The 13,732-nt window shown below is 62.3% G+C and carries 14 protein-coding genes; 7 read left to right on the top strand and 7 right to left on the bottom strand.

What is annotated here, in order from left to right; all coding sequences use genetic code 11:
* Positions 1 to 104: 104 nt before the first annotated feature.
* Together ACHWRX_RS00525 and ACHWRX_RS00520 are read right to left on the bottom strand one after the other, a co-directional pair.
* The gene (locus ACHWRX_RS00525; RefSeq protein ID WP_394657689.1) at positions 105 to 425 is read right to left on the bottom strand and encodes a 2Fe-2S iron-sulfur cluster-binding protein; all 321 of its coding nucleotides are present in this window, start codon (positions 423 to 425) and stop codon (positions 105 to 107) included.
* Between the two features lie 128 nt (positions 426 to 553).
* Positions 554 to 1,726: a 12-oxophytodienoate reductase gene (locus tag ACHWRX_RS00520; protein ID WP_394657688.1), complete on the bottom strand. Its 1,173-nt coding sequence runs from the start codon at positions 1,724 to 1,726 to the stop codon at positions 554 to 556.
* 365 nt (positions 1,727 to 2,091) lie between these two features.
* On the opposite strand from ACHWRX_RS00520, the gene ACHWRX_RS00515 reads away from it, so the two are divergent.
* Complete coding sequence (locus ACHWRX_RS00515; protein ID WP_394657687.1) at positions 2,092 to 2,832, top strand: alpha/beta fold hydrolase; 741 nt, start codon at positions 2,092 to 2,094, stop codon at positions 2,830 to 2,832.
* 18 nt (positions 2,833 to 2,850) lie between these two features.
* Here ACHWRX_RS00515 and ACHWRX_RS00510 read toward each other — a convergent pair whose 3' ends face one another.
* Complete coding sequence (locus tag ACHWRX_RS00510) at positions 2,851 to 4,077, bottom strand: CaiB/BaiF CoA transferase family protein (RefSeq protein ID WP_394657686.1); 1,227 nt, start codon at positions 4,075 to 4,077, stop codon at positions 2,851 to 2,853.
* Between the two features lie 362 nt (positions 4,078 to 4,439).
* On the opposite strand from ACHWRX_RS00510, the gene ACHWRX_RS00505 reads away from it, so the two are divergent.
* The 6 genes from ACHWRX_RS00505 (at position 4,440) to ACHWRX_RS00480 (ending at position 9,788) form a co-directional block, all read left to right on the top strand.
* A complete protein-coding gene (locus ACHWRX_RS00505) occupies positions 4,440 to 5,528 on the top strand; it encodes an acyl-CoA dehydrogenase family protein (protein WP_394657685.1) in 1,089 nt (362 codons plus the stop codon).
* A complete protein-coding gene (locus tag ACHWRX_RS00500; RefSeq protein WP_394657684.1) occupies positions 5,525 to 6,493 on the top strand; it encodes an acyl-CoA dehydrogenase family protein in 969 nt (322 codons plus the stop codon). The genes ACHWRX_RS00505 and ACHWRX_RS00500 overlap by 4 nt, the downstream gene beginning before the upstream one ends.
* A gap of 21 nt (positions 6,494 to 6,514) precedes the next feature.
* Positions 6,515 to 7,693, top strand: a complete 1,179-nt coding sequence (locus ACHWRX_RS00495) for an acetyl-CoA C-acyltransferase (protein WP_394657683.1) — start codon at positions 6,515 to 6,517, stop codon at positions 7,691 to 7,693.
* A gap of 224 nt (positions 7,694 to 7,917) precedes the next feature.
* Positions 7,918 to 8,349 carry an acyl-CoA thioesterase gene (locus ACHWRX_RS00490; RefSeq protein ID WP_394657682.1) on the top strand — a complete coding sequence of 144 codons (432 nt, stop codon included), beginning with the start codon at positions 7,918 to 7,920 and terminating at the stop codon, positions 8,347 to 8,349.
* Positions 8,350 to 8,364: 15 nt separating this feature from the next.
* Complete coding sequence (locus tag ACHWRX_RS00485; protein ID WP_394657681.1) at positions 8,365 to 9,342, top strand: SDR family NAD(P)-dependent oxidoreductase; 978 nt, start codon at positions 8,365 to 8,367, stop codon at positions 9,340 to 9,342.
* Positions 9,342 to 9,788 (top strand): nuclear transport factor 2 family protein, encoded by a 447-nt coding sequence (locus ACHWRX_RS00480; protein ID WP_183617033.1) that lies wholly within the window; start codon positions 9,342 to 9,344, stop codon positions 9,786 to 9,788. The genes ACHWRX_RS00485 and ACHWRX_RS00480 overlap by 1 nt, the downstream gene beginning before the upstream one ends.
* A gap of 20 nt (positions 9,789 to 9,808) precedes the next feature.
* On the opposite strand, the gene ACHWRX_RS00475 is transcribed toward ACHWRX_RS00480, so the two are convergent.
* From ACHWRX_RS00475 to ACHWRX_RS00460, 4 genes are all read right to left on the bottom strand, one after another.
* A complete protein-coding gene (locus ACHWRX_RS00475) occupies positions 9,809 to 10,612 on the bottom strand; it encodes a crotonase/enoyl-CoA hydratase family protein (RefSeq protein ID WP_394657680.1) in 804 nt (267 codons plus the stop codon).
* A gap of 135 nt (positions 10,613 to 10,747) precedes the next feature.
* Positions 10,748 to 11,800: an NAD(P)-dependent alcohol dehydrogenase gene (locus ACHWRX_RS00470; RefSeq protein ID WP_288414781.1), complete on the bottom strand. Its 1,053-nt coding sequence runs from the start codon at positions 11,798 to 11,800 to the stop codon at positions 10,748 to 10,750.
* Between the two features lie 130 nt (positions 11,801 to 11,930).
* Positions 11,931 to 12,134 carry a hypothetical protein gene (locus ACHWRX_RS00465; protein ID WP_394657679.1) on the bottom strand — a complete coding sequence of 68 codons (204 nt, stop codon included), beginning with the start codon at positions 12,132 to 12,134 and terminating at the stop codon, positions 11,931 to 11,933.
* A 76-nt stretch (positions 12,135 to 12,210) separates the two neighbouring features.
* On the bottom strand, positions 12,211 to 13,732 hold a 1,522-nt coding region (locus ACHWRX_RS00460; protein WP_394657678.1), incomplete at its 5' end, for an AMP-binding protein.

The following is a 13,732-nucleotide window of genomic DNA, read 5'->3' as shown; positions in this document are numbered from 1 at the left end:
GGTGGGCAAGGACGGCCATTATGGCGATCCCCAAATGGATAGGTCGGCCTGCTGCCTGGCGTTTGCTATTCCCGGAAATAAGGCCGAGCACCGAACGTCCCGGCTCAGCCCTGCCACGCGGGCAACGTGACCTCCAGCCCATCCATCGCGCCCTGAACCACTACCTGGCACGACAAGCGGCTATTGGGCCGAGACTCAAGCACCTCATCCAGTAGCAACCGCTCTTCTTCGGTGGGTGGTGGGAGGCTATCGTAGCGCGCAGGGTCGATGTAACAATGACAGGTCAGACATGTCATCGCACCACCGCACTCCGCGATAATGCCTTCGATCCCCGCCTGGGTAGCCGACCGCATCAGGGATTCGCCCTCACGCGCCTCTACCATGCGCCGTTCACCGCCCGGTTCGATAAAGACGATAGTAGCCATTCTTAGACCTGTCGTTTGCCGCCTAGCCAGGACTAAGCATAGGAAGGCACTGCACTTTTAGTGTGGGGAAGGCAATCGGCGACGAGCCGGGACACCCTTCGCGCGCCGATAGTTGAAGCGCCCATCGATCACGTCAGCCGCGTCAGCGATTCCGGATCGAACGCCGGCAAATTCTCACCCCGCCGCGCCTTGCGGATCCAGTGAGGATCATGCAGCAACGCACGACCTATCGATACCAGATCGAATTCGCCTGCTGCAAAGCGCTGAAGCAGTATCGGCATGTTGTTGGCCCCGCCACTGCTGGACGACATGGTATCGTACATACCCTTGCTGAAACCGATTCCACCAACCGCGCCGCTCAACTTGCCTGTCAGCTTCTTGGCCCAACCGGCCAGGGAGAGATTGGATACATCGGGAAAGGCGGGCGTGTTGAAATAGCGCACGCTGGCATCGAAAAGGTCCACGCCGGCATCCGAAAGTGGGCCCAGGATCGCTTCGAGCGCGTGGGGCGTATCGGCTAGGCGGGCACGGAAATCCTGTTGCTTCCATTGCGAGAAACGGAACAGCAGCGGCTTGTCCTCGCCGATCGCACGGCGGCAGGCCTTGACCACTTCTACCGCGAAGGTGGTGCGGGCAACCGCATCGCCGCCCCAGCGATCGGCGCGCCGGTTCGTTTCTCTCCACAGGAAACTGTCGATCAGGTAACCGTGCGCGCCATGGAGAGCGAGACCATCGAACCCGGCGGCCATCGCTTGCGCCGCGGCCCGGCCAAAGCCATCGACGACATCAGCGATCTCTTCGTCGGTAGGCAGCGGCATATCGGCCGCAGCCATGATCTTGGCTTTCTCTACATAATAGTCGGCGGCCTTTTCGGGATCGCCATACAAGCCCGAAGGCGAAAAAGCGGGTGCATCCGCATTGGGCATGCGCATCGGTCCCTGATGCCAAAGCTGCGGGATGATCTTCGCGCCAGTGGGGTGCACCGCCTTCACCACGCGCGCCCAGGCGTCGATCGTGTCTTGGCCACGAAACAACGGCAGATTAGCTTCGCCAAGCCCGGTGTCACCCACCGCAGCGGGATGATCGGTTCCAATCGCCTCGGTCACGACGAGGCCGGTTTCACCCTCCGCCCGGCGTTGATAATAGCCAACGACATCATCGCCGGGCAGATTATCGGGACAGAAACTGCGCGTCATCGGCGCCATGGCCAGGCGATTGGGAACCGTCACGCCCCTGATGGTCAGTGGCTCGAACAGCGGGGAGAGATCAGGCTCGCTTCGGGTTCGCTCGGCGATGGTCATCGTGATCCCCTCCAGATTGGCTATGACGAGAGGCGTTGCCTGCGCAGATATCCGTTGGCAACCCGCACAGCGGATATCACATCGCTACTTTTGCACTCAACGTTAGAGCGGCTAGGAAACCGTGAAAGCAACGCGTTCGACACGCGAAGTGAATACCTGGCGGGCGCTCCTTGCTATAGGTGACGAGCCTGTCGCGGCCCGCAAACGCGCCTGCGGGAATAGATTGAGGACAGACAACCATAATGCCAAGCCAGTCCGTTATTTCGCACCCACCTGCCCCATCCGACATCGCTCATGCCGAAGCCAACTTGGCCGCGATGGCTGCCACGGCGCGGACATTCCGGACGCCATGCGGGGATGGTGAGATGGTCTGGCGCGTCTGGGGATCAGGCCCGCCGCTTTTGCTGATCCACGGCGCCCAAGGCTCCTGGGCGCACTGGTTCCGCAACATCGAGGCACTGGGCGCAAGTCACACCCTATGGGTCCCCGATGTGCCGGGCGCGGGTGATTCCGCTCTTCCAGCAGGCGACGATCACGCCGCTTTTGTCGACCCGATCGCCGACGGCATCGAACGCCTTATCGGGAACTTGCCGATCGACATCATCGGCTTTTCCTTCGGCGGCATCCTTGCCGCCCACTTGGCAAGCCGCCACCCGGCGCGGGCACGACGCATCATCCTCGTCGATCCGGGCGGGCTGAATACGCCGCTGGGAAATATCAATCTGCAAAGATTGCGAGACCTGGAAGGCGCGGCCTGGGACCAGGCCGTTCGTGCCAATATGCTCACCATCATGCTGCACGACCCCGCCAGGGCAGATGAACTGGCCACCGCGATCTATCGGCAGGGAATGCTCTCAACACGTTCAAATCCACGCCCGCTCGTTTTGCCGGATCACCTGATACGCGCGCTGGTGAACGTCAATGCGCCGGTGGACGCCATCTGGGGCGCCTTGGACAATGCCCATCCCGACCCAGCCAAACAAGAAGCCGCGCTGCGGGTATTATGCCCGGATATGCAGTTCAGGATCGTGCCAGATGCTGGGCACTGGTGCATGTTCGAGAATGCCGAAGCCTTCAATCGCATAGCCCTGGACCTGCTCGGGTAAGGCCACCAAGGCGTCCAGTCAGCCTACGATCCCCCGGCTACGAAGATCGTTGATCGCCACCTCATCCATTCCCAAGACACGGTTCAAAACGGCATCGCTGTCAACACCCAGCGCTGGCGGCGCCTTGTAATTCTCGATCGGCGTCTTCGAGAGGCGGAGCGGGTTGGCGATAATCGGCAGAGTGCCCGCTTCGGGATGGGGGACGTGGCGCAGCATTTGGCGCGCCACGATCTGGGGTTCTGCCAAAGCCTGACGGATATCGTTCACATAGCTGACGGGTACGCCTACGGCGTCGATCGCCGCCACCCAATGCGCGGCCGGCTTGGTGAGGAACACTGCGTCCAGCAGCGGCAGGATTTCCTTGCGGTTCTGGATGCGCAAGGGCCCGGTGCAGAAGCGCGGATCGGTGAACAGGTCCGGTCGCTCTATCGCCTCGCAAAATCGCTCGTATTGGGCGTTGTTGCCCACCACGACGAAGATCGGGCGATCCGAGCACTGGAATGCCTGGCTGGGGATGCCACCATAGCCACCGTTACCGCGCCGCTCGGGCATTTCCTCGGTGATCAGGTAGTTCTGGGCAAAGTGCGACAGCGCGGCGAACCCACAATCCAGCAGCGACATGTCGATCGCTTGCCCGCCACCGCCGGCATCGCGATGACGCAAAGCGGCCAGGATGGCGATGACGGAATTGTAGGCAGTAATGATGTCGACCATCGAGATACCGACTTTCATCGGCCCGCCACCAGGCACGTCGTCGGGGTGGCCCGAAACGCTCATCATCCCGCTCATCGCCTGGAAAATGCCGTCATAGCCCGGCTTCTTGGCAATTGGCCCAGTCTGGCCAAAGCCCGTGATCGAACAATAGACAAGGTTCGGGTTGAGCGCGGTCAGCGTTTCGGCATCCAGCCCGTAGCGCTCCAGCGTGCCCACCTTGAAGTTCTCAACCAGAACGTCGCAATGCATCACCAGCTCGCGGATAAGATCCTGCCCGGCGGGCTGGCCGATATCGATCGCCACGGATTCCTTGTTGCGATTGCAAGACAAGAAAAAGCCCGCAACGTTCGTGGGGTTTCCCTGCAGATCCCTCAGGAACGGCGGCCCCATCTCGCGTGCATCGTCACCTTTTACAGGCCGTTCGACCTTGATGACTTCGGCCCCCAGGTCGCCCAGCATCTGGCCCACCAGGGGCCCCGCCAGAATTCGGCTGAGATCCAGAACCCGCAGTCCGTCCAGTGCGCCCGGCATTATTGTCCCCGCTTATGTGCCACTATGGCGATCAACTATGGACGGTAATCGCGGGGGAGCGCCGCTGCCAGCCTTCGGCGTCGCTTATCGTCAGGTCGATATATCCCCTCGCGCAACCACACTCCCCATATGACCCGCGACGCGTCAGCTTTGGCATCACCGGCGGGACGACGGTGTCCGAGCCGGCACGAACTCTGCGCGCAACCGGCGGTTATTGGCCGCATCACACCTGCGATAAAACCGCACGGCCTTGGAAGCGCCGGAAGTTTGCCCCAGATAAGCGCCACTGTTTTCACGCCCAGGGGGCTCCACTGCAAACCTTTGTCGCCGAACCGCTGCGATGGCCCGAAACCGCACCCGCCTTGCGAGAGCAGGTGCGTGCGCTCATCGCTGAACATGTCGATGGCTCCGATCCGCGTGCTTTGGCCAACAGCTGGGCCGTACCGAACGTCGCCTTCAGCCATGCCCTGGGTGCCGCCGGTCTAATCGGCATGACATGGCCCAAGGAATACGGCGGGCATGATCGTTCTCCGCTGGAACGCTATGTCGTGCTGGAGGAACTGCTGGCGGCAGGCGCTCCCGTCGGTGCGCACTGGATTTCCGATCGTCAAACCGGCGCGCTGCTGCTGCGCTATGGGCACGAGGAAGAGAAGCGGCGCTGGGTGCCCGGCATGGCCGAGGGCAAGATCTACGCCTGCATCGGCTTGTCAGAGCCCAATGCCGGATCAGACCTGGCCTCTGTGCGCACGACCGCGCGGCGTGATGGCGATGACTGGATCATTGAAGGCCAGAAGGTCTGGACCACAAATGCCCATCACGCCCACGTGATGATCGCCCTGGTGCGATCGGAGCCGGGTTCGGAGCGCAACGCCGGGCTCAGCCAGTTCCTAATCCCCATGGACGCTCCCGGTGTCACGATCCGGCCGATCATAGATCTGACCGGCGGACATGACTTCAACGAAGTCTTCTTTGAATCCGTGCGCCTGCCCGGGACCGCGCTGATCGGCGTAGAGGGTGACGGATGGCGCCAGGTCACCGCAGAATTATCGCTAGAGCGGTCCGGGCCGGAGCGGTATTTGTCCTCCACCGCGCTGTTTCTGCAATTGATCGATTATGCCCGTACGCACCCGTCTGATACCTTGACCGCACTGGTCGCGCGCCTGGCGGCGGAAACGTGGACACTGCGTCTGATGTCTGCCTCCGTGGCCAACAAGATCGCGCGGGGAGAAGATCCGGCGCTGGAAGCCACCATGGTGAAGGACTTGGGCAACACGTTCGAGCAGGCGATGCCCGAACTCGTCCAGGCCGCAGTGGAAGTGGACCCTGCGGGGCCAGAACCTTTGGGCCTGGTGCTGGGGCATCTGCTGCAACTCTCGCCTTCTTTCTCGCTGCGTGGCGGCACGCGCGAGATCTTGAAAGGCATCATTGCGCGGGGGCTCGGACTGCGATGAACGAACAACAGCAAATGCTGGAAGACCTGGCAAACGGCCTCTTTGCCGAGCTGGGCTCTGCCGCCACCATGGAAAGCAGCTGGAGCGCGATCGCTGAGGTCTCCCTCGAAGGACTTCTGCTGTCCGAAGACCAGGGCGGCTTCGGCGGAACCTGGGAAGATGCCCTCACCGTCTTCCGCCTGGCAGGCTACCATGCCCTCGCCCTTCCCGTAGCCGAGGCCGCCGTGGCCGCAGCGATCGCGGGCAAGGCCGGAAAGCGCGGAACCGTCGCCGCCGCGACGGAAGGACGCATCACCGGTGACCGCTTTAGCGGTACCCTGCGCGGCGTGCCGTGGGGCCATGAAGCAGCCTATATCGTCGCGCCCGCCCCGGATGGCGGCGCCATGATCATTGATGCGGCCGATGGACAGATCACCGCTGGCACTAATATCGCGGGCGAACCGCGTGACAGTGTGGTGTTTCAGGATGCTAAGGTTCAGCGATCACCTGCCGATCCCTTCGCGCTGATGGCTCTGGCGCGCCTGGCGCAAATCGCCGGCGCGTTGGATTCGGCGTTGGCGCTGTCGGTCGGCTACGTTAACGAGCGTAAGCAGTTTGGCCGCCCCCTCGCCAAGTTCCAGGCGGTGCAGCAGGCACTCGCGACGTTCGCCTGTGAGGCGGCCGCCACCAACTGCGCCGCCATGGGCGCGGCTCAGGCGATGGCACGCGGCCATGCTCCATTCGAGATCGCGGCGGCGAAACTGCGCGCCAATCGCGCTGTCGGCACGGGTACCGCGCTGGCACATCAGGTGCATGGCGCGATCGGCTTCACCGAGGAATACCAGTTGCACCCGCTTACCCGCCGCCTCTGGGCCTGGCGCTCCGAATTTGGTGGAGATCGCTTCTGGTCGCAGCAGCTTGGCGCCCCCATCATCGAGGCCGGCGCCGCGCGGTTCTGGCCTGATCTCACCGCCCTCACCGGCTAACCCTTCCAGAAGGTTTTCTGCATGTCTGATGCCGTTATCGTCGCCACTGCCCGCACCGCCATCGGCAAGGCAGGGCGAGGTGCATTCAACAATCTGGATGGTGCCGAACTCGGTTCGCTCGTCATCCGTGAGGCCGCTCGCCGCGCCGGGCTGGAGGGCGCCGAAGTCGACGACGTATTGCTGGGTGCCGCCCGCCTGGAAGGCCCGCAGGGCGGCAACATCGGCCGCATGGCGGCATTGCGGGCCGGGCTCCCCGTGTCCGTCGCGGGCGTCTCGCTGGACCGCAAGTGTGCCTCGGGCCTCAATACCATTGCGATCGCCGCCAACAGCGTGCGGCTTGGCGAGGGCGACATCTACATCGCCGGTGGTCTGGATAGCTGCTCGCTGGCTCTGCCCAACACCCGTGCGGATCGCCTGGAAAATCCGTGGCTCGTCGATCATGTCGCGGGCACTTACGACTCCATGATCCAGACCGCCGAAACCGTGGCGAAGCGCTATGGGATCGGCCGCGAGGCACAGGACGAGTACTCTCTGCTCAGCCAGCAGCGCACCGCCGCCGCGCAGGATGCCGGTCGTTTCGACGCGGAGATCGCGTCCTTTACCGTGACCAAGCTGGCCAAGGACAAGGCCGGCGCGGTAACCGGCGAGGAAGAAGTCACGATCGCAAAGGACGAGGGCAATCGTCCCTCCACCACGCTGGAAGGCTTGTCCTCGCTCAAGCCGGTGATGGAAGGCGGCACGGTCACCGCCGGCAATGCCAGCCAGCTGTCCGATGGTGCCAGCGTGTGCGTCGTGATGAGCGATGGGGAGGCATCCCGTCGCGGGCTTGCTCCGCTCGGTATCTTTCGCGGCTTCGCCGTAGCAGGATGCGGACCTGACGAGATGGGCATCGGACCGGTCTTCGCGGTTCCCAAGCTGCTGCAGCGCGCCGGCCTGACGGTCGATGACATCGGACTTTGGGAGATGAATGAGGCGTTCGCCGTGCAGGTCATCTACTGCCGTGACGAGTTGGGGGTCGATCCGGCTCGGCTGAACGTGGATGGCGGCGCGATTTCGATCGGGCACCCGTTCGGCATGTCCGGGTCACGCATGGTTGGCCATGCGTTGATCGAAGCGAAGCGCCGCGGTGAGAAATACGCCGTCGTTACCATGTGCGCCGCTGGCGGCATGGGCGCGGCCGGACTTTTCGAAGTTCTCTGATAAGGCAGGGGGCGTCGCTCCATCGGGGGCGGCGCCCATCGTGCTGACGATATGCCTTCCGCACCCTTGCTCCCGATGCCCGGTTGGCCAATGTTCGGTCACAACGGGAGAGATCGCTTGGATATCGGTGTGGGATGGGCGCGAAGGGCATTGTCTGCCTGGTCGCATCGTCTGCCTGAGCGCCTGGTGCGAAGCGCTCCACCACAACGAACCCGGGAGGCCGCGTGACCGATCGACCCACTCGCGAAGACTACCGCTGGCAGTTGGACATCCCAACGCGGTGGATGGACTGTGATGCATATGGCCATGTTAACAACGCCATCTACTATGCGATGATGGATCAGGTGGTGACGGTCTACATCCTGCAGGCTGGCGTCATCGCGATGGGAACGTCCCCATCCATCGGCCTTTGCGTTTCCAGCGCCTGCGAGTTTCACCGCAGTATCGATTTCCCCCAGATCGTGGACGCGCGCCTGCGCGCCGGACGGGTTGGCGGCAAGAGCGTGCGGTACGAGATCGGGCTGTTCACGCCGGACGAGGATGCCCCGGCGGCCACCGGCCATTTTGTCCACGTCTATGTCGATCGCCAGACCCGCCGCCCGGTGGAACTGACCGCCGAGCAGCGTGCTGCCCTCTCTTCCGTCGCGATCTCCTAACAAGGAACCACAAGCATGACCGAAATTCGCTTCGACAACCGCGTCGCGATTGTCACCGGCGCGGGCAATGGCCTTGGCCGGACATACGCCATCGAATTGGCGCGTCGCGGTGCCAAGGTGGTCGTCAACGATCTGGGTGGCTCCAGCACTGGCGTGGGCGAGTCCGCCACGGCTGCCGATGCGGTCGTGGACGAGATCCGCTCCGCCGGCGGCGAAGCGGTAGCAAGCCATGACAGTGTGGCGATCCGCGACGGTGGCGCCGCGATCGTGCAGAAAGCGATCGATGCGTTTGGCCAGGTGGACATCCTGATCAGCAACGCAGGTTTCCTGCGCAACTCGCGCTTTGAGGACCTGACCGACCAACAAATCGACCCGATCCTGGACGTTCACCTGAAAGCCGCGTTCTACGTTGGCCAACCCGCTTACAAGGCGATGCGATCGCGCAATTACGGGCGGATGCTGTTCACCGGATCGGCTTCAGCCATGTTCGGCCATGCCTGGCAGGCCAATTATGCGGCCGGCAAAGGCGGGCTCATGGGCCTGAGCCATGTCGTCGCGCTGGAAGGCTCGGCATACGGCATCCAGTCAAATCTGCTGCTGCCCACCGCCGTCTCACGGCTCGCTGACGAGATGGATATGGGCTACATGGAAATTCCGGCTTTCGCCGCATCCCTACGGCGCTGCGAATTCGAAGTCGTCGGGCCGCGCACCGTACCAGAATTCAACACGCCGCTGGCGCTCTATCTGGTCAGCGAGGATTGCAAGGCCAGCCACGGGATCTACTCTTCGAATGGGGGCCGCTATGCCCGCGTGCGGATCTGCGCCGGTGAAGGCTGGCACACACCGCGTGGCAACACGCCGGCGACGGTAGAAGATGTGGCGGCAAACTTCGCGCAGATCGAATCCCCCACCGGCTTTACCGAACCGCACACCGTCTATGACGAAATCTTCGACGTTACCGAGGGTGGCCGCAAGGCAGACGTATTTGATTGATGTCAGGGCGCGGCCTCAACGCCGCGGAGCGATTGCTCCGGCGGATGTTCCACTGGGGTGATGCCGATGCTGACGGGCAGGATCTGTTCCTGGCCGCCGACGACGATGCTGCCAGCTTCTTCCACCCGGACTGCGTTCATCACCTTTTCGGTCCTACCGGAACGAAAGAGATGCTGGTGGGCAGACAAGCCATGCTGGATTTCAGCGCGCGGTGCGCGGCCACTCTGTCTGCCCGCAGCGACCAGATCCTGACGATCAGCGGCATCGATGAGCAATGCGGCTTCGTTCATGCCCGTGCCTTTCGGGAAAGCAAGGCGACGGGCGAACGATTGAGCTATGAATGGTCAATGCTGTACCGGGTCGAGGATGACCTGATCACCTACGGGGCGGATATGCTGGACGCCGATGCCCAGGCCTTTTGGGGCCGCATCGGTGGAGCGGCGTGATCAGCCGCCCCATCGTCTGACTACTTGCCGGTGAAGACGGGCGAGCGCTTTTCCAGAAATGCGTCAACCGCTTCGGCGTGATCCGCTGTCTCATGCGCGATCGCCTGCATCGCGGCCGACATTTCGAGGATCGTATCGAGATCGCTCGTCTGCGCGGTCAGCATCAGGCGCTTGGCCATGCGCAGCGACCGTGCCGGGTTGACAACGATGCGGCCGGCCAGGGCAAGAGCTTCATCCAGCAAAGTCTCGGCGGGAACCACGCGTGATACCAGGCCGATAGCCAGCGCTTCGGCAGCGGTGATCGCATCCCCCGTCAACAGCATTTCCGCGGCGCGCGAATAGCCGATCACTCGCTGCAGCAGCCAGGCGCCACCGTCACCGGGAACCAGGCCCATCTTGATGAAGCTTGCGGCGAATTTCGCATTTTCAGCCGCGATGCGGATGTCGCACAGGCATGCGATATCGCAGCCCACTCCGATAGCGTGGCCGTTGATGGCGGCGATGATAGGGACCTCTAGCGAGCGGAACGCGCGCGGTATGGCCTGAACGCCGTTGCGATAGTTCGTACGCGTGGAGGCGGGATGCTCCAGCGGGCCGATGCCGTTGCGATCCTTCATGCCCCGTAAGTTGCCACCGGCGCTGAACGCCCGCCCCTCTCCGGTCAAAATCGCGGCGCTGATATCGCGATCATCACTGATGGCGCGAACGGCTTCGATCAAGTCGGCGCAATCTTGCGGTTCGCCGATCGCGTTCAACTTGTCCGGCCGGTTCAGCGTCAGAATGGCGATATTGTCGCGCTTCTCCAGACGAACGTAATCACCCATGCTCAACCTCCTGCATTGCAAGAAAGAGGCCTAGTCTCCCCAATCGGCCACCGCCACCGCATGACGTGGAAAATCACGACAGCGATGGGGCGGCAGCCGTTCGGTGGAAGCCAAAAAGACGCTGGCCGGCCTATGTCAATCCTTGCCCAGCGTGCTCATGTCGATGACGAAGCGATACTTCACATCGGACCGGTCCATCCGTTCATACGCATGATTGATCTCTGCCATCGAGATCGTCTCGCAGTCAGGCAGGATGTTATGCTCGGCACAGAAGTCTAGCAGCTCCTGCGTTTCAGGGATGCCGCCGATCATCGAGGCGGACAAGGCGCGCCGCCCCATCAGCAGAACGCCGGAATGGAAGGTGGGCACCATGTCGATCACACCGACGATGACCACTGAACCGTCCCGCTTGGCTAGTGACAGATAGGGCGCGATGTCATGTGGAACCGGGATGGTATCGAGGATGAAATCGAAGCGGCTACCCGCCGCCTTCATGGCGTCCTCATCCTTAGAGATCAGCACATCGATCGCACCCAGCGCGCGGGCATCTTCGCTCTTGCCAGGCGACGTGGTGATCACCGTGACTTCCGCACCCAGTCCGACGGCCAGCTTTACACCCATGTGCCCCAGGCCACCCAGACCAATCACCGCCACTTTCGTGCCTGGACCGACTTTCCAGTGGCGCAACGGGGACCAGGTGGTGATGCCTGCGCACAGCAGCGGCGCGGCACGCTCCGGATCGAGACCTTCCGGTACACGCAGGACGAAGCGCTCACTCGTCACCAGTTGGCCTGAATAGCCACCGAACGTCATGCTGCCGTCGTGGCGATCCTGGCCGTTGTAAGTTGGCGTCGGATACTTCTCGCAGAACTGTTCCAAGCCCTCTTCGCAAGGCTCGCAAACCCGGCAGCTATCTACCAGGCACCCCACCGCGACTGTATCACCGACCTGATGCTTGGTGACGCCAGCCCCGACAGCGGTAACCCGCCCGACGATTTCGTGCCCCGGCACGACCGGATAAACGGAGTTGTGCCAGTCGTTTCGAATCTGATGAAGATCAGAGTGACAGACACCGCAATACAGCACATCCATCGCGATATCGTCGTCGCGCAATTCACGCCGTTCGATTTTAAAGGGTTCGACGGTGGAACCTTGAGAAAGTGCGGCGTAGGCCAAGGTCGATGTCATAGCGAAACTCCCAATCTCGTATTTCGGTGGGACCATCATCGCCGGAACTTGGCTTGTCAATCGCGGCTGACGAAGCGAAAGACCATGTCGCGCGCCCTCTTCATGCCGAGCCGGCGCAACAATCGCATTGTCAATAAAACAGTCCGATGAATCGTTGGCGAATGAACCCCGCCAATCTCTGCTTGAGCGGCGGCGTATGGTTTTGACCGGCAGAATGTTTCACGAAATGGTGGAACCGGTCGCGGCTCGCGCTGCCGCCCCGCGCAGCTTTGAAGAGGCCGCGCATGCGCAAGAGGTAGTCGAAGCCGTGATTGTATCCGTTCGCACCGGACAATGGCTCAGCATTCCGGAACGTTGAGACCGCGCCGTCCCCGGCGACGCCGCTTTTGGCGGCGACGCACGGGGGCAAATCAATGGTTCGAAATCTGCGCCAAGGCCTGCTCCCGCAGTTCGAACTTGCGCACTTTGCCCAAGGGCGTACGCGGCATGTCATCCACGACGAACAGGTGCCGCGGTACCTTGTAGTTCGCCATGCGCTCACGACACCAGGCAGTCAGATCGGCCTGCTCGATCGTCGCGCCGGAACGCGGGATCACGAAAGCAGCAGTCACCTCGCCCATGCGCTCATCAGGCAGACCGACAATTGCCGCTTCCACAATGTCGGGATGTGAGCCCAGCATTATCTCAATTTCGACGGGGTAAGCGTTGAAACCGCCAACGATCACCACATCCTTCAAGCGATCAAGAATGCGCAACCGCCCATCCTCGTCGATGCGAGCGACATCGCCGGTGTAGAGCCAGCCATCTACGACCGTCTTCGCGGTCTGCTCCGGATCGTCGAAATAGCCCTGCATCACGTTCGGACCGCGCACCAGCAGTTCGCCCTGCTCGCCTTGCGGCATCTCTTCCCCTTCGGGCGAGACGATCTTCACCTCGGTATGGGGGATAGGGCGACCCACTGTATAGAGGATTGCATCGATCGGGTCACCGGGATGATTGGTAGAGATCATCGCAGTCGATTCCGTCTGACCATAGCTGGTCAGGAAGATATCGAAACCCAGCTTGTCATAGCCCGCGCGGATGATCTCCGGCGGCGTCTTGGCGCCTCCTGTATGACCGCTGCGTAGCGAAGAAATGTCGCGCTTTGCGAAATCCGGGTGCTGCATGAGCGAGTAGAACACCGTCGGAGCACCCGAAAGCTGGGTGATCTTTTCTCGCTCGATCAGTTCCAGCAAGGCGCCTGGATCAAAAGTGGAAACCGGCCACATCGTCATGCCGCCCATCAGCGCGGAGACCCAGCCCGAGCGATAGCCGAAGGAATGGAAAAAAGGATTGACGATGGCGGTACGATCGTCCGGTCCCAGGTCGTTGGATGTGCTGAACAGGCTGGTCATCCACAGCGCCTGGCCATGCCCGTGCATCGCCCCCTTGGGCCGGCCGGTGGTGCCGCTGGTAAACATCAGGTCGGCCGTGGTATCCGGCGTGACGGCCGCCGCCGCAATCTCGAAACGAGCGCGCGCCTGATCGTCCACCTGGTCTGGCGCAAAGCCGGGTTCGTCCAGACGGATTAGCGTGGTCAGACCCGGCAAATCACGGATCGGCCTCCCATCAGTGCCGGGGCCGCCGCCGGCTTCGATGGTCATCCCGGCATAGTCTGTTCCCAGAAACTCTCCGACCGTGAACAGCACGACGACACCCGCCCGCGCCAGCGCATACTGAATTTCAGGGCCTTTGAATCGGGTATTGATCGGAACCATCATCGCGCCGATCGACTCAATCGCGCTCGCCGCTACGACCCACTCAGAGGAATTGGGCGCCAGGATTGCCACGCGATCGCCCATGCGGACGCCAAGGTCCAGCAAGCGAGCCCCCAGACCGGCCACGCGGCGTTCGAATGCAGCGAAGCTGGTAACTCTGCCGCTCTCATCTACG

Origin of the sequence: uncultured Novosphingobium sp., from assembly GCF_964277725.1 — a bacterium.
GTDB classification, from domain to species: domain Bacteria; phylum Pseudomonadota; class Alphaproteobacteria; order Sphingomonadales; family Sphingomonadaceae; genus Novosphingobium; species Novosphingobium fluoreni.
The sequence above is the reverse complement of the archived record's forward strand: the minus strand, read 5'-3'. Positions and strand labels throughout refer to the sequence as shown.

Excerpts from the sequence above, each read along its gene's own strand:
- ACHWRX_RS00525 (WP_394657689.1), bottom strand. The coding sequence starts at position 425 with ATGGCTACTATCGTCTTTATCGAACCGGGCGGTGAACGGCGCATGGTA.
- ACHWRX_RS00520 (WP_394657688.1), bottom strand. The coding sequence starts at position 1,726 with ATGACCATCGCCGAGCGAACCCGAAGCGAGCCTGATCTCTCCCCGCTG.
- ACHWRX_RS00515 (WP_394657687.1), top strand. The coding sequence starts at position 2,092 with ATGGTCTGGCGCGTCTGGGGATCAGGCCCGCCGCTTTTGCTGATCCAC.
- ACHWRX_RS00510 (WP_394657686.1), bottom strand. The coding sequence starts at position 4,077 with ATGCCGGGCGCACTGGACGGACTGCGGGTTCTGGATCTCAGCCGAATT.
- ACHWRX_RS00500 (WP_394657684.1), top strand. The coding sequence starts at position 5,525 with ATGAACGAACAACAGCAAATGCTGGAAGACCTGGCAAACGGCCTCTTT.
- ACHWRX_RS00495 (WP_394657683.1), top strand. The coding sequence starts at position 6,515 with ATGTCTGATGCCGTTATCGTCGCCACTGCCCGCACCGCCATCGGCAAG.
- ACHWRX_RS00485 (WP_394657681.1), top strand. The coding sequence starts at position 8,365 with ATGACCGAAATTCGCTTCGACAACCGCGTCGCGATTGTCACCGGCGCG.
- ACHWRX_RS00480 (WP_183617033.1), top strand. The coding sequence starts at position 9,342 with ATGTCAGGGCGCGGCCTCAACGCCGCGGAGCGATTGCTCCGGCGGATG.
- ACHWRX_RS00475 (WP_394657680.1), bottom strand. The coding sequence starts at position 10,612 with ATGGGTGATTACGTTCGTCTGGAGAAGCGCGACAATATCGCCATTCTG.
- ACHWRX_RS00470 (WP_288414781.1), bottom strand. The coding sequence starts at position 11,800 with ATGACATCGACCTTGGCCTACGCCGCACTTTCTCAAGGTTCCACCGTC.